Source organism: Bremerella alba (genome assembly GCF_013618625.1).
Lineage (GTDB): Bacteria > Planctomycetota > Planctomycetia > Pirellulales > Pirellulaceae > Bremerella > Bremerella alba.
Genome location: NZ_JABRWO010000002.1, coordinates 123,975 through 141,923 on the forward strand (window position 1 = coordinate 123,975; position 17,949 = coordinate 141,923).

Sequence of the window (17,949 nt, forward strand, 5' to 3'; positions counted from 1 at the left end):
TTTCACATGCATTACGATCTTATCGTCGTTGGGGGCGGCATTGTCGGTCTGGGCCATGCCTGGGCGGCCGCAAAACAAGGCCACACGGTGGCCGTTTTCGACAACAACTCGCGTGCAGAGGGAGCCAGCATTCGCAACTTCGGCATGGTTTGGCCGATAGGACAACCCGAGGGAACGCAGCGGGCGATCTCACTTCGCAGTCGTTTTTTGTGGCAAGAGCTGGGCGCCGTCGCAGGCTTTCCTGTGCAAGAGTGCGGCTCGCTTCATCTGGCTCATCACGATGACGAGTTGGCCGTACTGCAAGAGTTTGCCGCTTCGACCGCAGGCGACGGTCTTGATATCGAACTGGTAACCCCAGAGCAAATCGCAGCTCTCACACCATCGGCGAACCCCAACGGTTTAACGGGAGGTCTCTATTCACGCTCTGAACTACGCGTGACACCTCCGACCGCGATCAGTTCCGTTTCCGCCCACTTGGCCGACGCCCACAACGTGCAGTTTCATTTCAATACGCCCATCACCAAAGTCGACTCGGGGCTCGTGACCGGTTCCAACGGAAAGACTTGGACGGCCGAACGAATCGTGATCGCCACCGGTGCTTACTTTCAGCACCTATTTCCGGAAGCCCACGCGGCCGAGCGTCTGAAGCTGTGCAAGCTGCAGATGATGCTCACCGATTCGCAGCCGATCGGCTGGAATCTGGGGCCGCATATCGCCAGCGGACTGACCCTTCGACACTATCCTTCGTTTCAGGGCTGCCCTTCGCTAGCGGACGTCAAACAGCGTATTGCCAACGACTCGCCGGAACTCGATCGTTACGGCATCCATGTCATGGCATCTCAGGCCGACAACGGCGGACTGATCTTGGGTGATTCGCACGAATACGGAGACGACATCGAGCCGACCGATAAGGCCGAGATCGACACGCTTATGATCCAGGAACTTCAAAAGATCATGACCGTCCCTACTTGGAACATTACAAGACGTTGGCACGGCTTGTACGCCAAGCACCCTAGCCAGATGTGCTTCGTTCGCGAGGTTCGTCCGGAGGTTCTCGTCGTCAATGGCTTCGGCGGCAACGGAATGACTCTGGCCTTAGCTTTCTCGGAATCGATCATCAATCGCTGGCACAAATCGGCACAATGGGAGGTGCTTCATGGTTCCAACTAACTCGGCTATTCAAACTTCGGCCCGCCTGGTCATTTTCGACTGGGCAGGCACGATGATTGACTTCGGATGCCAGGCCCCGGTTGAAGTCTTACTGGCCCTCTTCCAGCAGCGCGGCGTGCCGGTGACCACCGCGCAAGCACGCGAACCCATGGGTGCCGCAAAACGGGACCATATCGCAGCGATTTTGGCGATACCGGAAGTGGCTACCCGCTGGGAAACCAAATTCGGAGCGTTGCCGATGGAAGCAGATGTCGACGCCATCTACGCTGACTTCCTTCCACTGCAGAAAACAATCCTCAGTCAACACGCCGGTGCTATCCCTGGCGCGGCAGACGTGCTGACTCAACTGCGTCAGCAAGACATCCAGATCGGTTCGACGACTGGTTACACACGTGAACTCATGGACGTGCTGCTTCCGTTCGCTGCTGACCAGGGGATCTCGCCAGACTATGTCATTACGTCCGACGAGGTGCCGCAAGGTCGTCCTGCACCGGACATGATTCAGAAGATCATGTCGCTCTCCGGTATCACCGATCCATCGCAAGTCGTCAAAGTCGACGATACGCCGGTGGGGATCGCCGCAGGCAAACGGGCCGGCTGCGTTACCATCGGGGTGGCCGCATCGGGCAACCAGCTTGGTTTGACACAAGCCGAGTACGATGCCCTGTCTGCCGACCAGCGCGATGCCCTGCTCGAGCCTGTTCGGGCGATTTTCCGCGAAGCTCAAGCCGACTTCGTTATCGACACCCTTGCTGACCTCCCCTCCATCCTTGCTCAAATCTAAGCTTTGCCATGACTAAATTCCCGCTACCTATCGTCTTACTTACTGCGGCAGTCTTTGCGACGGCTTCCCAATTCAGCCAAGCCCATGAAGGGCCCGATCCGTTGGCTCGCTGGCGGTTTGATTCGCAAGGAGTGGTCACCGAAGCGGAGGCCACCACGCTGCGTGCCCGACGCGGCCCCGACGGGACCGTGCTCGGGAAGCACCAAATGCTAGGCGAAAAGTACGAAGAGGCGTTGTTCCTTTCTGGCAAGATGTCAGGCATCGTCCTGGCAGAAGATCACAACGAAGCCGCTAAGTTCCTACCCAGTGAGTCGCTTACGGTTTCTGTGGTTGTGTCGGTCGACCGGCCCGAGAAATGGGGTGGTTTGGTAGGCGTGATCCAGGATAACGGCTCGAACGAATCGGGCTGGCTGCTAGGCTATGACCAAACGACGTTCACCTTCGCTTTGCGCGGCGACAACGGCCCCGGCAAATTAACCTACTTAAAGGGAACAACAAAATACGAGTCCGGCAAGCTGTATCACGTGGTTGCCGTGTACGACGGCAAGACCATGCAACTTTATGTGAACGGTAAACTGGATGCAGAAACCACGGCTCAATCCGGGCCAATCCATTACCCGGGGAAAGCCCCCTTCATGATTGGGGCTTATCGCGATGACAACGAGTTCCACAGTCAACGCGGCCGCATTCGCGACGTGGTACTTTACGATCTGGCCGCCAAGAAAGGGTGGGTCGAGCACGACTACGAGCACAACGCAGATCTTGCCAAGCTTCCGCCGGTTGAAATTCATGAACCGCTCGACTTCGTGATTGATCCTTATCTACAGTTTGGCACGCAAACCACGATGACCGTCATGTGGCGATCGAATCGACCGGCGATGGGCACACTGTTCTATGGAGAAACGGCCCAGTGCCCACAGCGAATCGATGTGGCTGACCTGAAGACGGTTCACGAGATCCGCATTGAAGACCTGCAACCGGAAACGCAATACTTCTATCGCACCGAAACACGCCTAACGGAAGAGGGCCCACCGCTTCTGAGTGAGGTTGCGACGTTTCAAACGGCCGTCCATAAGGACACGCCGTTTGCGTTCGCGGTGATTAGCGATACCCAAGGCAACCCTACCGTCAGCGGAAAGCTGGCCGGCTTGGCTTGGGAGCAACGTCCCAGCTTCTTGCTACACCCCGGCGACCTGGTCTCTGTAGGGCCTGATGATTCGCACTGGACACAGCACTTCTTTCCGAGCATGAACCCGCTGATTCGGCACGTGCCGTTCTACCCGGTTCTCGGCAATCACGAACGCAACGCCCAGTACTATTACGACTACGTTTCCCTACCCAGTCCCGAGTACTACTACACGTATCGTTTTGGCAACGCACAGTTCTTCATGATCGATTCCAATCGCAATGTCGATCCTGAGTCCGAGCAATATAAGTGGCTCGAGAAAACTCTTTCCGAATCGGATGCCGCGTGGAAATTTGTTTGCCATCATCATCCCCCCTACTCTTCCGATGAGAACGACTACGGCAATCTTTGGAAGACCAATAAAGGGACGCGAGGCGACACCAAGGCTCGTCAGTTGGTCCCACTTTATGAAAAGTATCACGTCGATATCGTGTGGAATGGTCATATCCATTCGTACGAACGCACCTGGCCCATTCTCGAGAACAAGGCCGTCAACCAGGGTGGGCCGGTCTACATGATCACCGGCGGAGGTGGTGGCCCCTTGGAAACGCCAGGTCCCATTCGCCCCTTCTTCATGAACACTGTTCGACGCGGTCACCATTACGCGATGGTTCGTATCAACGGTGCGAAACTGGAGTTCCAGGCCTACGATCTCGACAATCGCATGTTCGATCAGATGGTGATTGAAAAGAAGACCGGCCAAGATCAGGAATAAACTGCGGTACCATCTTTTGAAAAGCTGCCGGTCGAAGTGCTCGCCTCGACGCGTTTCGACCGTTTGCACGGCAGCTTGAGCATCGCCGGATTGGCTAATACCATGTGCGCGGTGGGCACGAAGGTCAATGCCAGCATCGTTGCACCGACCACGCCACCGGCGATCGAAACTGCAAGGGGTGGCCAGAAGCCGCCACCCGATAACACCAGCGGCAAGAAGCCAACGACGGTCGTAGCCGTGGTGGCGACGACGTGCCGTGTCGATCGCATCACGACCTCGCGGACGGCGATCGGATCTCCCGCTTTGGCCTGCTCGTTCTCGCGTAGTGCGGCGAGCACAACGATCGAGTCGTTAATGGCGATCCCTACCAAGCCCATGGTTCCGACGATGGCCATGAACCCAAAGGGATAGCCAAAGATCCACAAGGCAGCCAAGCCGAGACCGACGGAGAACAAGCCCACCCCACCAATCAGCGAGGCGGCACGAAACGAACTGAACGAGAGTACCAACGTGGCGACCATCAACACCATGAGAATACCAACACTGGACATCAAGTTGCCCACCGCCTGATTCCGCCCGTTCGCTTCGCCTCCGAGTCCCATTCGGTAGCCGGCCGGGAACTCGAAGCCTGACTCTGCCAGCCGGTCTTCGAGTTTCGCCAAAACGACCGACGGCAGAACCCCTGCTTTAACGTACCCTTTGACCTCGTTCATACGCAGATTGTTCAAACGCGTCACGGCAGAAATCTCCGGCTTTAGTTCCAGAGAACCCACCGCCGAAAATGGAACGGTATTCAACTTTCCTTCGCTGTTACTACCAGGCACAACCAGGTCGAGCGAGGCGATATCGGACAGGCTTGCGCGATACGATTCAGGTACCCGAACACGTACCGGTAACTCTTCCGTTTCTTCGAGAACCGTCCCCCCCAAAGCTCCTTCAGTGGAAGCAGCCAACTGCTGAGCGACTTGCGTATGGCTGAGACCTGCCAGGCGAGTTTTCTCTTCATCCAAGACCAGCGCAAACTTAGGGAGGTCGTCTCCCAGGTCGCTACGCGTGTGCGTGACCTCGGGAATTTGAGCCAATTCGGCCCGAACGCGTTCTCCTAAAGATCGCAGCACCTGAAGATCGGGGCCAAACAACTGTAGCTCGACCGGCGCATCAAACGGCGGCCCTTGTTCCAATTGACGGGCCAGCACTCGCCCTTCCGGCACGCCTTGGTCGAACTCTTTCTGCAACTGGTTGATCACTTCAGCGGCCCCTTCGGCCGACTTCAATTGCACGATGGCCTGACCATATGGCGCGTTGTTCTCTCTCCGCCGCACAATATTGTAATAGAACGAAGGGACGCTCTCTCCCAAAATCCAATCGATGCCGGTAACTTCGGGGTGCGTCTTAGCAATCTGGCTGATCTTACGAGCCGTCTGGGCGGTGTAATTGATCGATGCTTGAGGTGGAAGCTCTAGCTCGATCTGAAATTGATTTCGATCCGCCGGGGGGAAGAACTGCTCTGGCAGGAGTCGGGCTTGCACAAAACCGAAGATCGGCAGAACGATGGAAAGTCCGATGCTCAATAGGGGCCGCGCTAATAGGAAGTCCAACGTATTGCGCCAGGCACCGGCCAGCTTGGGGCTTTCGATTCCGATGGTCCACCAGTGGCGATCTCCGGCTTGCTTCGAGTCGGTAAATAACGCCGCCAAGGCTGGTGTGACGGTCATCGCCAGTAGAAAGGAACTCCCGATCGCCAGCATCACGCTAATGGCGATCGTTCCCACAAACTCGCCGGCCGGCCCCGGCATGAGCGCGATCGGTGCGAACGCCAGGCCAGTCGTCAACGTGCTGCCCAACAAGGGAATCGCCAAGTGACGCGTGCTACTGGCAACGGCATGGCTTGCGTCGTCCCCTTCTTCCATACGCGTCTTAACCTCGTCGACCATCACAATAGCGTTGTCAATCAAGAGGCCCAACGCGATGATGAGCCCGGTGATCGACATCTGGTGCATGGGTATCTCCATGAACCGCATGCCGGCGAGAACCATGAATGCCGAAAGGGGTAACGCCGTGCCAACCACAATGGCACTTCGCCAGCCCATCAGAACGAAAATCACGCCCACCACCGCTGCGCCACCGATCGCCAAGTTAAATAGTAAATTGGTCAACCGTGCCTCGACGTAAGGGCTTTGCTCGAACATGCGGGCCAGCTGAACCCCTTTAGGCAACTGCGATTCGAACTCTGAGATGACGCGTTGCGCCTCGGCATTCCAAACGTCGAGCCGGTAGTCACTGCGCACGAGCGTTCCCACCGTGACCGCTGCCTGGCCATCAATGATGGCCAATTGCCGAGGTGGCTGGGCGATTCCTTTATCGACGCTGGCAATGTCACCTAAGCGGACGAACCTACCATCTTGCCCGTACTGCACAGGGGTCTCGGCGATACGATTGATCGAGTCCAACTCGCTATCGACTTCCATCAGGAAGTTAGAATGCGAAGAACGTACCTGACCGGCGGACAGCTTGGCATCACTAGCGGCAAGCTGCTGCGCGACGTCTGCCGCCGTGAGACCAATGCTTGCCAACTGTGCGGGATGGACCTCGACCGAGATCTCTTCTTCCGGCTCGCCGAACATCTCGACGTCTTCCGTCCCCGGCACACTCCGCAGGCGATCTTCTAATTGCTCGGCCAACCGCAGGAGGATCGCATAGCTGGGGGCGCTATCTTGGGTCCACTTCAAGGCCACGATCGAGGCATAGGCCTTGGTTGTGATCAAGTCGATATCAGGCTCTCCGACCCCTTCAGGAAAACCAACCTGGGCATCGTCTATTTTGTCGCGAATACGGGACCAGATCTCCCCGACCTCGTAGACGTCGTCACGTAGTTCGATCACCATCGACGAAGCCCCGGCACGGCTGGTCGAGCGAATTTCCTTGATCTCTTCGATCTCTTGCAGTTCTTCTTCAAGACGATCGCTGACCAGAACCTCGACACGATCGCCGCGAGCCCCTGGAAACAAGGTCGTTACGATGGCAAAACGCGGGGTAAGCGTGGGATCTTCCAGACGGGGAAGCACAAAGTACGAAGAGAGTCCCGCCACAGCGACGACAGCAATCGTCAGGATCAGCATCCGTTTGTCGCGATAGAATGCGTTGAACATAGATTCACTCACTTCTTTTACTCGCTTGCCGGATGGATACGGACTTGCATGTCAGGCACCAAACGATTGACGCCACTGGCCACGACCTGTTCGCCGGATGTCAACGTGCCGCGGACGTACGAACGCTCACTCTCGCTATAGATGATCTCCAGATCACGGCGCGCCACGCGGTGATCCTGGTCGACGACGTAAGCCGACCAGAGGCCGCGTGAACCTTGCAGCAGCGCCGAATTGGGTAGCCAGAAACCGTCACTCTTACGCCCGCTGGCAAGCGAAACCCGTGCGACCTGAGCTGGTACCCAACCATGAGCTACATCCGCGGCAAGCGTCAGCACGATCGTCTGCGTGCGGGTCTTTGTATCAAGTTCTGGGATGATACCGGTGACTTTCGCGGACCGCGTTTGTCCGTTGACGGTTACCGGCAACGGGTCGCCTAACGACAAAGTAGATGCCGCGTCGGGCGGTAATCCGAACCATGCTTCGAGCGGTTCATGCTGGACGAGGCGAAATACGGCCTGGCCGGCGCTGATGACCGATCCCTCGTCGAAGTTTCGCCGGGCAATCGTGCCTGAGAAGGGCGCGACGAGCCGCGTGTCCTCTTCTTCGTGCTGCAAATCGGCAAGTTGAGCTTCGAGACCGGCCACTCTCGCTTTCTGGGCGTCAACCTGTTCGACACGTGTTCCTTTTTGCAATTCTTCCAGCCGACTCTTGGCCGCATCGAGTCGACCTTGTGCGGCTTCGGCTCCGAATACGGCGTCTTCTAACGTCTCTTGCGAAATGGCACTTCGCTCGATGAGCTGTTCTCGACGCTTCTTGTTCGCTTGTTGCAGGTGAAGCTCGGCATTCAATTGCCGCACTTCGGCAGATGCGGCGTCGATAACTTCGGACCGCGGGCCTGCTGTTAGTTCTTCGAGAATGGCAAGCTGCTGATTGCGTTCGGCTTTCGTCTGGGCAATTCTGGCCAAGAGATGCCGATCGTCCAGCACGGCAAGCTGGTCGCCGGCTTGCACATGATCCCCTTCATCGACCGAAAGCTGAGTGATCTTGCCGGGAAGCTCGAAACTTAGTTCGCTCGTCTTGGCGGCAACCAGCATGCCGGTGTAAGTACGCTGGGCGGTGTAACTTTCCTGCGGCTCGACCGGTACGACCGCTACCGGCAAGGGCTCGGCCTTAGGTGTAGGTACCGGTTGGGCACTGGCGAATGGGTAGCGAAGCAGCGCAACAATTGCGACCAAAAGCACGAATAGAAAACCCGTGATAAGACGCGACGTCCAAAGTTGACGCTTCGTCCACTTCTGGCCAAAAAAAGACTTACTGCTGGGCGAGTAGTTGCTGGTGCTCATCGGCAAAAGTCTCTGTTAGGGCCTTCTCAAAAACGGCTTCATAATCATGTTCGGTCGATAACAATCTCCAACCGAAACCGTCCAACATGTGATTAATGCAACCACGAATCGCGAGAGTCGGGTCTTCAATTCCAATTTCGTCGAGCGATCCGCTGGTCGACATGATCGAAAACGACCCAAAATTGATCGCCCACATACCGAATACCATATCCTCGGGCGTGATATCCTCAGGCAGTGTTAAATCGCCCTGGGAAACGGCATCTCGGACAATTCCAGACACGATCCCCATGCAAGCCTGTTCGCACGTTCGCAACACATTCTGCCGTTTTTCCGAGGTTTTTTCCCAGATCGAGGACAAGCGTACAACTTGCTCGACATGAAAATGGCTCGTGTACAACCGCACAAACAGCTCGCAAGCAACCCCGACGGCGGTCAGCCGCTCGCGAGACGCGCCTCGAAACAACGATGCCCTTTGAAACAAGGCGGTGCGTTTCTTTTGAGTCTCGACGGCCAGGGCCAGAATGATGTCTTCCTTGTTAGGAAAATGGCGGTATACGGTTCCTTTTCCGTACTCCACCGCTTCGGCGATACGGTCCATGCTCATTCCCAGGTAACCATCCTTGAGCAGCATTTCGCGTGCTACGGATAGAATCTGAGCTTCACGGTCCTGAATTTCTCGCTGTTTACGGCTTAATGTTGGCATCTGAATTCATTTTGGACGACTCGTCCATTTTTTGCAAGGATCATTATCTTATCTCTGATGAAATCGGCTCGGACACGGCAAAATCTTTTGACAGAGTCGCTGGAAATGAATGTCGTGACCTGACTACTAGAAATAGTACGCCGTTACGTACAACTCGCCCAGGCCTAAACCGCCCCATTAACGGCCACACACACGCTTCCCATTTCAAAGCGAACCAGCTAAACGCGGCGGGCATTGCGGTAGTCACGTGGCGACATTCCAGTTGCGCGACGAAATTGCCGCGTGAAGGCGCTTTGGTCGGAATAGCCAGCTTCCATGGCAATGTGCGAGATCGGCTCGTCCGAGGTCCTCAATCGACGTTGAGCGAGGTCGATTCGCAACTTCAGTAGCCATTGACCCGTCGTCAATCCAAACACGCGCCGCATGCGACGGTCGAGCTGGTAGGGAGACATTTCCGCAATATGGGCCAGTTCGGCCACACTGGGTGGATCATGTAGGCTGGCTTCGGCGAAATTGATCGCGGCAATCACGTGCTGATATTCGTCGGTCGAAAGATCAGGGAGTCGCAGATCTTGCGAAACACCCACCAAGCCGACAACTTCCCCCTGTTGACTACGAAGAGGCAACTTGCTGGTCAGGCACCAGCCCACATCGCGGGTTGCGTAGAAGTGAAGTTCTAACTGCCCTACGAGCGGCTGACCTGTTTCGAGAACCTTGCGGTCTTGGTCCTCAAAACTTTGCGCAAGTGGTGGACGCAACACCTCGCCGGGCAGGCGGCCAATCAGATCGCTTTTACTATGCGCACCACACCGCTGGACCAGCGTGTTGTTCACAACCAAGTACTGCCCTTTGGTGTTTTTAATGAAAAACACAATGTCTGGCAGATGGTCGAACAGTTCTTCTCCGGTGAATGGCTTATCCAACTGACCGAGAATTTTATGAATTTCCGAGATCATAGGTCTCCTCTGATTCTATGCGCAAATTCAAGTCGCAATTCGGTCGTTTGTCAAGACAAAACGCCTGCTGAAACGGTAATATCAGGGAAACATCGAAATCTTACTCCGGCCATTCCTATTTACCGAGTAGCGTTGTGAACGACAAATCGCAAGTTTTCCGTGGCTGCATTCCAGCACTTATGACACCATGCCAGAAGGATGGTACGCCGAACTTCGAGGCCTTGGTTGCCAAAGGCAAGGAGTTGATCGACGTCGGCATGTCGGGAGTCGTTTATTGCGGTTCGATGGGAGACTGGCCTTTGCTGACCGACGCGCAGCGTCAGGAAGGGGTCCGTCAGCTTACTGAAGCAGGCGTTCCTGTGGTTGTCGGAACCGGGGCTCAGAATCCGAAACTGGCCGCCGAGCATGCGGCTCATGCGAAGCAGGTCGGGGCCGCCGGTCTGATGGTCATCCCGCGGGTCCTTTCTCGTGGGATCTCGAAGGCCGCCCAGCGCGATCACTTCTCGGCCATTCTCACCGCGGCCGGAGACTTGCCGGCAGTGATCTACAACAGTCCTTATTATGGCTTTGAAACGAAAGCGGACTTATTCTTCGACTTGCGGCGCGAGTTCACGAATCTCGTCGGTTTCAAGGAATTCGGCGGAGCCAACTCCCTGACCTACGCCGCCGAGCACATCACCGGAACCAATCCCGACTTGGTGTTAATGGTGGGTGTCGACACGCAGGTCTACCACGGCTTTCTCCGCTGCAATGCCAAAGGAGCCATCACTGGCGTCGGCAATGCACTGCCCAAAGAGATTCTTCGTCTAGTCGAACTGTGCGAGAAAGGTGCGGCCGGTTGCGCCCAGTCGCGAAAACTGGCCTGGGAACTCAACGAGGCGCTGACCGTCCTGTCGACCTTCGACGAAGGACCTGATCTGGTGCTGTATTACAAGTACCTGATGGTCCTCGAAGGCAATCCAGAGTACGAGCATCACTTCAACGAAACCGACCAACTGAGCCCTAGCCAGCGCGATTACTTGAAAGCTCAGTGGCAACTGTTCCGCAATTGGTGGGATTCGTGGGCTGGGTCTCAAGGTTAGTTATCATCCGTGTTCTTGCCTCGCTGGATTTTGCTGCATGATTACCGCTTCGCCCCCTGAGAGTGTGCTGATTGTCGGTTCCGGAATCGTCGGAATAGCTTGTGCGCACTATCTCTCGAAACAGGGCTTGAAGGTCACCGTGATCGATCGCGGGACGATTGCCGGTGCCTGTTCGCATGGTAATTGCGGCTACATTTGCCCTAGCCACGTGCTACCGTTGACCGAGCCTGAGGCCATTCGCACGGCGGCCAAGTCGCTGTTTCAACCGAATGCTCCGTTCCGCGTGAAGCCACGTTTTAGTCCAGCGATGTGGAATTGGATGTGGCAGTTCGCACGCCGCTGCAATCATCGACAGATGGTGACCTCGGGCACCGCGCTGAAAACCATCCTCGATGCTTCGATGACCGAATACCGCCGGTTGGTCAAGGAAGAGTCGCTGGACTGCGAATGGAAGGATACCGGCCTCTTATATGTTCTACAGACTGAAAAAGGAATGCGATCGTTCGCCGAGACCGATCGATTTCTGACTGATCACTTCGGGGTGTCTGCCAAGCGGATCGATGGCAGCGAGCTTTCCACATTCGACCCGGCCTTGAACGATAACTTGGCCGGGGCGTTTCACTATCAGGGTGACGCTTCGGTTCGCCCCGACCGACTGAATGCCGATTGGACAGCCAAGCTGAAACAGCGCGGTGTCACGTTTCTCGAACACTGCGAACTACAGCACATCGAGAAAAAGAACGGTCGAATCGTTGGCTTACACACCACACATGGGCCGCTGGATGCCGATCAATATGTCATCGCAACAGGTGCCTGGAGCACGCAGTTGGGCAAGTCCCTCGAGTGTCGCATTCCGATTCAACCTGGCAAGGGATATTCCGTGACGATGTCGCGGCCGGTCGCCTGCCCAAAGTACCCCATGCTTCTGCCGGAACACAAAGTGGGCGTTTCGCCGTTCGAGGGAGGCTACCGTTTGGGTTCGATGATGGAGTTCTGCGGTTACGACCAATCGATTCCTGAGAAACGAATCGAGCAACTTCGCCAATCGGCTATACCCTATCTAAGGACGCCCAGTACCAGTGATAGACAAGCAACCTGGTATGGCTGGCGCCCCATGACATGGGACAGTTTGCCGATCATTGGACAAGTTCCGCGTTTAAAGAATGCCTACCTGGCGACTGGGCATAACATGCTCGGCCTCAGCATGGCCGCGGCGACCGGGCGACTCGTCGCCGAATTAGTGACACAATTGACTCCTCATATCGATCCCGAACCATTCTCACCTGTTCGATTTGCTTAGTTCCCCTAGCGCAAGTACATTTCTTAGGTAGTTCTCCCGGCGCCGGTCTTGTTTTTGACTAGAATTGCGGGAAACATCCTTCCTTTTCCCCTCCCTATTTTGCTCCACTGTTTGAGGTGCCCCTTGAAACAGACTGCCTTATCGCTTGCGCGATTTACTACTGCGTTTGTTCTATCGCTTGTTTGCTTGTCATCGATTGTCAGCTTGAGCCAGGCAGCGGATGATGCGAAGCGGCCCGATCGCAACGTCATCTTCTTCATCACCGATGACGAAAGCCCCACGCTAGGCTGCTACGGCGATAGCGTCGCCGTCACACCGACGATCGATGCCTTGGCCGAAGATGGAACGCTTTTCCGTAATGCGTTTGCCACCACCGCAAGTTGCAGTGCCAGCCGTTCGGTCGTGATGACCGGTCTGCACAATCATATGAACGGCCAATATGGTCACACGCACCACTTCCACAAGTTTTCGTCGTACCACGATGTGGTCAGCCTGGCACTACCGCGATTGATGGCCCAAGCAGGCTACCGCACGGCTCGGTGCGGCAAATACCACGTTGCCCCGGAAGCCGTCTTCCACTTCGATAAGACAATTCCCGGCAACACGCGTTCGCCTGTCGAAATGGCGGACAACTGTAAAGACTTCATCACCGAATCAAGTGATAAGCCATTCTTTTTGTACTTTGCCACAAGCGATCCGCACCGCGGTGGTGGCGACGATAAGACTTCAAGTCTCGAGCTGAAGCCGAACCTCTTCGGCAATAAGCCCAACAAAAAGGCGTATCCAGGTATCGAAGAAGTCTTTTACGATCCGGCGGAAGTCCCCATCCCAGAGTTCCTGCCCGACACGCCTGACACGCGCGAAGAGTTGGCTCAATACTATCAGTCCGTTTCGCGGATCGATCAAGGGCTTAAACGCCTGGTCGACATCTTGAAAGAGAACGGTCTTTACGACAAAACCATGATCGTCTTTACGGCCGATCATGGCATGGCGTTTTCTGGCGGCAAGACGACCGTTTACGAAGGCGGCCTACGCGTTCCCTTTGTCGTGCGGAATCCTTACGAGAAAAACCGCGGCATCGAAACCGATGCGATGATCAGCCACGTCGACATTACCCCTTCGCTTTTGGATTTTGCTGGTGCACTCGATCGCGAAGCTCAGCGTCCCAAGAACCCCATTAACGCCAATGCGTTCTGGAAGCAACGCGGCGAGGCGATGGCAGAGAATCGCAGCGGTGGCAATAAATTTGATCAATACCACGGCAAGTCCTGGGTTCCACTGCTGGGCGATGCCGAAGCAACTACGCACGACTCGATCTTTGCGTCGCATACGTTTCACGAAATTCAGATGTACTATCCAATGCGAGTTTACCGCGACAACCATTTCAAACTGATTTGGAACATCGCCCATAAGCTCGATTATCCGTTCGCATCCGACCTGTGGGCCGCGTCGAGTTGGCAAGCTCAGTTTCAAAAAGGGGAAGATGCCCCTTACGGCACCAAGACCGTCGGCGAGTACATCCAGCGTCCCGAGTTCGAGTTTTTCAACATCGAAACAGACCCGCACGAGTCACTGAACCTGGCCGACGATCCCGCCTACGCGAAGGCATTAGAAGAATATAAGGCCAAACTCAAAGCCAAGCAGAAAGAGTTAGACGATCCCTGGATCATGAAGTGGAGCTACGAATAACGTCGTTCGTTTCTCTTTCGTCGACCACCCGAGGGCCCTTCAATAACCACTTGAAGGGCCTTTTTTATGCGCGCCAGGGCATCGATTTAAAACGAATTGCAGAAATAAACGCCAGAAATATTTCTGCCGATTGAGTTTCCACACAATCTCTGCCAACATGATCCCCCACCCGCGTCCCCACCGCGGTGCATCATCTTCATCTGCGAACCACTCAATAGGTCTCTGATGCTCTTCCGACCGAATCTTTTCCGGCGTGCGTTGCTCGTCGTTGCGGCAACCCTGCTGATTGCTTCGTCGCACCGTGACAGCTTCGGTGAAACGCACCTCGATTGGCAGCAACTACCAGAGTTGCCTAATGCACTGGGTGTCGCTGGGCCATTCGCTGGCATAAGTAACCAGGCGCTGATCGTAGCCGGCGGTGCCAACTTTCCACGGCCTGTCTGGGAATCCCAAAAACAGTGGGTCGATGCGATCCATATACTCGTGCAGACAGACGAGGGTTACGCCTGGAAAGAAGGGGGAACGCTCCCCCGGCCAACAGCCTACGGGGCGAGCGCAACGACCAAGCATGGAGTGCTTTGCCTGGGTGGCAACGACGCCGACAAGGTCTACTCGGATGCGTACTTTTTGAAATGGAATGGCCAAGAGGTCGAGACGATTCCTTGTGCTGCCTTGCCGCAACCGATCGTCTACGCCCAGGCCGCTGTGATCGGAGATACGGTCTACGTTGCTTGTGGTCAAAGCAAACCAGAACTTTCCAGCGCGACCGGTTCGCTGTGGAGTCTCGATCTTTCTGGGCCCGAGCCGCCACAAGACCGGCACTGGAAGCAGCTGCCGTCGCTGCCAGGGCCGACGCGTGCGTTTTCAATGGTTGCCGCTCAGCATGACGGGTTTAATGATGGCATCTATGTGATCGGAGGTCGACGTGACGCGGACGGAGAGACTCAGTTTCTGCGAGACGTCTGGCAGTTCGTTCCCAAGACCAACACTTGGCGGCAGCGGAACGATGCCCCCCAGGCAATGATGGCCGGCGAGGCAATTGGCGTTGGGCAGAGTCATATCTTTGTGCTCGGCAGCGCCGACGAAAGTAATTGGGGCAAGGAAGATGAACTCAAAGACAACCACCCAGGCTTCCCTCGCCAGGCATTTGCTTATCATACCATCACCGATTCGTGGATCAGTGCCGGCGAAACTCCTGCCAGCCCAGTCACCACCACCGCCGTTCGATGGGGCGACTCGATCATCCTACCCAGCGGAGAAGTTCGTCCTCGCGTCCGTTCACCAGACATCTGGAAGATAACGCCTAGTACGCCGAGCAAGAGTTTTGGCCTGTTGAACTACACCGTTCTTTTCGGTTATTTGCTGGCCATGGTCGGTATCGGTGTCTACTTTACGCAGAAGAACAAGAACACCGACGACTACTTCCGCGGTGGGAAGCAAATCCCTTGGTGGGCCGCTGGCTGTAGCATTTTCGCCACGATGCTCAGCTCGCTGACCTTCACTGGGCTCCCTTCCAAGGCGTTCGCCCAAGACTGGGTCTATGCCGTCTCGAACTTTACGATTCCCTTCGTCGCCATCCTAGCCGTCTACGTGGCCCTACCGTTCTACCGACGAATCGACGCGACGAGTGCTTACGAATACCTTGAAATGCGTTTCGGACGCATGACGCGAATGTTTGCCAGCATGAGCTTTGTGTTCTTCCATCTCTTTCGAATGGCGATCGTGATGTCGCTTACCGCATTGGCCTTGGCCGTGGCAACTCCGCTGACACCGGTGCAATCCGTTCTGTTGATGGGCGTACTGAGTATTGTCTACTGCACGATGGGTGGTATCGAGGCCGTGATCTGGACCGACACGATTCAAACGTTTGTCTTGCTAGGCGGGGGACTTCTGGCAATTGTCCTGTTAATTAGCGGCGTCGACGGGGGTTGGTCTGGGTTCTGGGAGATTGCCCAGACGGCGGACAAATTCAATATGGCCAATGCCAACTGGGATGTCACGAACTCTCAGGTCGCGTTATGGGTCATCCTGACAGGAGCCGTCGCCCAAAATATTTCCTCTTATACGGCGGATCAAGCGGTTGTTCAAAGATACGTGACGACATCGACCCAGCAACTAGCCGCGCGCTCGATCTGGATGAGTGCCGTTCTAACGATCCCGGCGACCATCTTGTTTTTCGGAATTGGCACGGCGCTGTTCGCGTATTATCAGAGCCAGCCGGGCAAGTTGGATCCCCTGATCACGACCGATCAAATCTTCCCACTGTTCATCGCCCGAGAAATCCCCGTTGGTCTGGCAGGCTTGATTGTGGCTGGCGTTTTTGCCGCTGCGCAGTCGACCGTTTCGACCAGCATGAACTCGTCCGCGACCACGATCATCGTCGACTTTCTTCGTCCGCTGAACTTCTGCACTACAGAACGCGGTTATTTAAACGCGGCACGCGTTTGCACCTTCTCGATAGGAGCAATGGGAACGCTACTGGGCTTGCTGTTCGTCAATCCTGAGATTCGCTCGCTGTTCGATGCTTTCATTATGATCTTGGGAATTTTCATGGGCATTCTAGGAGGTCTATTTTTGCTGGGCGCGTTCACGCGGAGGACAAACCAATTCGGGGCGCTATGCGGGGCCATGATCGGCGCCGCAACCATGCTCGTCTTATGGAGATTCACGAAGGTCAACGGCTTCGTTTACCCCGCGGCAGGCCTCTCGGTTTGCTTTGTAGTGGGGTACGTAGCCAGCTATCTCAGCGGCCACACGCCGGCCAATCTATCAGGGCTGACGATCTACGATGCTCCCGCAACCGAGGAGAACCCACCGTTGGAGACTAGCAATCAGTCACACTGAACATCGGCAACTTCTTACATAATGGGGTCCTGCATTTCAGACTTCTCACTGCCAGGCACTTTCTTTAACAATAGTCTCCGGGGGGTTTTCATCGGTTGCTCGTGTTACCTAGAAACTCTCTCGACGGGTGGCGAATGTTTCCTACTGTCGATATGAATGAGAAGAAGGAATTGTTGGTCTAGGGACAGCGACAATTGATCGCGACACGAAAGAAGCTTGATGAGATACGAGTTCCAAGAAGGGCTACTTGAGCAGATCTTTGATTGCCTGGGCGATGTCGTGTATTGCGTGAAGAATCTGCAGGGCCGTTACACGTTTGTAAATCATGCATTCGCAGAACGTATTGGCGTGACAGATCCCGCCGAGCTAATTGGCAAACAGGCCGCACACTTTTTCCCTCCGGAATTGGCCAAGGTCTACGACGACCAAGACCGCGAGGTGATCCGCACTGGGCAACCATTAACAGATCAGTTGGAACTGATCTCGAACGTAGATGGAACGCGCGGATGGTACTTGTCTAACAAGTTTCCCCTTCTCGATTGCAGTGGCAACACGATCGGCCTGGTGGGCGTGTCGCAAGATCTAAAACAACCAAGCGACAGCGATCTGGAATTAGCCGATTTAAAGGTCGTTATTGACTTGATTCGGCAGCACATCGCTCAGCCGCTGACAACGGAGGAGCTTGCAGAGAAAGTCGGTCTTTCCGTGACGCAACTCGATCGCCGAATGCGTCGCGTGTTTCGGCTTTCGACCAAGAAGTTCGTGATGAAGTACCGACTTGATTTGGCTCAGCAGCTTCTAGTCTCCAGCGAAAAGTCCTTGTCCGAGATCGCTCTGGAGTGCGGTTTTAGTGACCAAAGCGCCTTCACCCGACACTTTGGTGCCGCAGCGAACCAAACCCCCTTAGCCTACCGAAAGTCGCACCAGAAGCCGGGTTAGGAAAATCAGCCGCTTTTCGTCATCCTAATTTTGACCGAAACGAACACCTGCGGCGCTAGAAATGCTCAATACCATCAGGGGTCTTCGTT

General features: G+C 55.5%; 12 protein-coding genes. 8 read left to right on the forward strand and 4 right to left on the reverse strand.

What is annotated here, in order from left to right:
- The first annotated feature begins 6 nt into the window (after window positions 1–6).
- From HOV93_RS03760 to HOV93_RS03770, 3 genes are read left to right on the forward strand one after another with little or no spacing between them, the layout of a single operon-like run.
- The gene (locus HOV93_RS03760; protein ID WP_207395132.1) at window positions 7–1,170 is read left to right on the forward strand and encodes a TIGR03364 family FAD-dependent oxidoreductase; all 1,164 of its coding nucleotides are present in this window, start codon (window positions 7–9) and stop codon (window positions 1,168–1,170) included.
- On the forward strand, window positions 1,157–1,954 hold the full coding sequence (gene phnX / locus HOV93_RS03765) for a phosphonoacetaldehyde hydrolase (RefSeq protein WP_207395133.1): 798 nt from the start codon (window positions 1,157–1,159) through the stop codon (window positions 1,952–1,954). The genes HOV93_RS03760 and phnX overlap by 14 nt, the downstream gene beginning before the upstream one ends.
- Window positions 1,955–1,962: 8 nt before the next feature.
- The gene (locus HOV93_RS03770; protein WP_207395134.1) at window positions 1,963–3,855 is read left to right on the forward strand and encodes a LamG-like jellyroll fold domain-containing protein; all 1,893 of its coding nucleotides are present in this window, start codon (window positions 1,963–1,965) and stop codon (window positions 3,853–3,855) included.
- Here the strand turns inward: HOV93_RS03770 and HOV93_RS03775 are convergent.
- The 4 genes from HOV93_RS03775 to HOV93_RS03790 all read right to left on the reverse strand — a co-directional run bounded on the left by HOV93_RS03775 (window position 3,846) and on the right by HOV93_RS03790 (window position 10,006).
- Window positions 3,846–7,004, reverse strand: a complete 3,159-nt coding sequence (locus tag HOV93_RS03775; protein ID WP_207395135.1) for an efflux RND transporter permease subunit — start codon at window positions 7,002–7,004, stop codon at window positions 3,846–3,848. The two genes, HOV93_RS03770 and HOV93_RS03775, sit on opposite strands and share 10 nt — an antisense overlap.
- 17 nt (window positions 7,005–7,021) lie before the next feature.
- Window positions 7,022–8,347, reverse strand: a complete 1,326-nt coding sequence (locus HOV93_RS03780; protein WP_207395136.1) for an efflux RND transporter periplasmic adaptor subunit — start codon at window positions 8,345–8,347, stop codon at window positions 7,022–7,024.
- The gene (locus tag HOV93_RS03785; RefSeq protein ID WP_207395137.1) at window positions 8,316–9,050 is read right to left on the reverse strand and encodes a TetR/AcrR family transcriptional regulator; all 735 of its coding nucleotides are present in this window, start codon (window positions 9,048–9,050) and stop codon (window positions 8,316–8,318) included. The genes HOV93_RS03780 and HOV93_RS03785 overlap by 32 nt, the downstream gene beginning before the upstream one ends.
- Window positions 9,051–9,268: 218 nt before the next feature.
- Window positions 9,269–10,006, reverse strand: coding sequence for an AraC family transcriptional regulator (locus HOV93_RS03790; protein WP_207395138.1), 738 nt, complete (start codon window positions 10,004–10,006; stop codon window positions 9,269–9,271).
- A 134-nt stretch (window positions 10,007–10,140) separates the two neighbouring features.
- On the opposite strand from HOV93_RS03790, the gene HOV93_RS03795 reads away from it, so the two are divergent.
- The 5 genes from HOV93_RS03795 (at window position 10,141) to HOV93_RS03815 (ending at window position 17,860) form a co-directional block, all read left to right on the forward strand.
- A complete protein-coding gene (locus tag HOV93_RS03795; protein ID WP_315853340.1) occupies window positions 10,141–11,088 on the forward strand; it encodes a dihydrodipicolinate synthase family protein in 948 nt (315 codons plus the stop codon).
- A 37-nt stretch (window positions 11,089–11,125) separates the two neighbouring features.
- Window positions 11,126–12,388, forward strand: coding sequence for an NAD(P)/FAD-dependent oxidoreductase (locus tag HOV93_RS03800; RefSeq protein WP_207395139.1), 1,263 nt, complete (start codon window positions 11,126–11,128; stop codon window positions 12,386–12,388).
- A 186-nt stretch (window positions 12,389–12,574) separates the two neighbouring features.
- Window positions 12,575–14,077: a sulfatase family protein gene (locus HOV93_RS03805; RefSeq protein ID WP_207395508.1), complete on the forward strand. Its 1,503-nt coding sequence runs from the start codon at window positions 12,575–12,577 to the stop codon at window positions 14,075–14,077.
- A 225-nt stretch (window positions 14,078–14,302) separates the two neighbouring features.
- On the forward strand, window positions 14,303–16,921 hold the full coding sequence (locus HOV93_RS03810; RefSeq protein WP_207395140.1) for a sodium:solute symporter family transporter: 2,619 nt from the start codon (window positions 14,303–14,305) through the stop codon (window positions 16,919–16,921).
- A gap of 219 nt (window positions 16,922–17,140) precedes the next feature.
- Window positions 17,141–17,860, forward strand: coding sequence for an AraC family transcriptional regulator (locus HOV93_RS03815; RefSeq protein WP_207395141.1), 720 nt, complete (start codon window positions 17,141–17,143; stop codon window positions 17,858–17,860).
- The last annotated feature ends 89 nt before the right edge of the window (window positions 17,861–17,949 follow it).

Bases quoted from the DNA above. Each gene is read 5' to 3' on its own strand.
- HOV93_RS03760 (WP_207395132.1), top strand. From the start codon at position 7: ATGCATTACGATCTTATCGTCGTTGGGGGCGGCATTGTCGGTCTGGGC.
- phnX (WP_207395133.1), top strand. From the start codon at position 1,157: ATGGTTCCAACTAACTCGGCTATTCAAACTTCGGCCCGCCTGGTCATT.
- HOV93_RS03770 (WP_207395134.1), top strand. From the start codon at position 1,963: ATGACTAAATTCCCGCTACCTATCGTCTTACTTACTGCGGCAGTCTTT.
- HOV93_RS03775 (WP_207395135.1), bottom strand. From the start codon at position 7,004: ATGTTCAACGCATTCTATCGCGACAAACGGATGCTGATCCTGACGATT.
- HOV93_RS03780 (WP_207395136.1), bottom strand. From the start codon at position 8,347: ATGAGCACCAGCAACTACTCGCCCAGCAGTAAGTCTTTTTTTGGCCAG.
- HOV93_RS03785 (WP_207395137.1), bottom strand. From the start codon at position 9,050: ATGCCAACATTAAGCCGTAAACAGCGAGAAATTCAGGACCGTGAAGCT.
- HOV93_RS03790 (WP_207395138.1), bottom strand. From the start codon at position 10,006: ATGATCTCGGAAATTCATAAAATTCTCGGTCAGTTGGATAAGCCATTC.
- HOV93_RS03800 (WP_207395139.1), top strand. From the start codon at position 11,126: ATGATTACCGCTTCGCCCCCTGAGAGTGTGCTGATTGTCGGTTCCGGA.
- HOV93_RS03810 (WP_207395140.1), top strand. From the start codon at position 14,303: ATGCTCTTCCGACCGAATCTTTTCCGGCGTGCGTTGCTCGTCGTTGCG.
- HOV93_RS03815 (WP_207395141.1), top strand. From the start codon at position 17,141: ATGAGATACGAGTTCCAAGAAGGGCTACTTGAGCAGATCTTTGATTGC.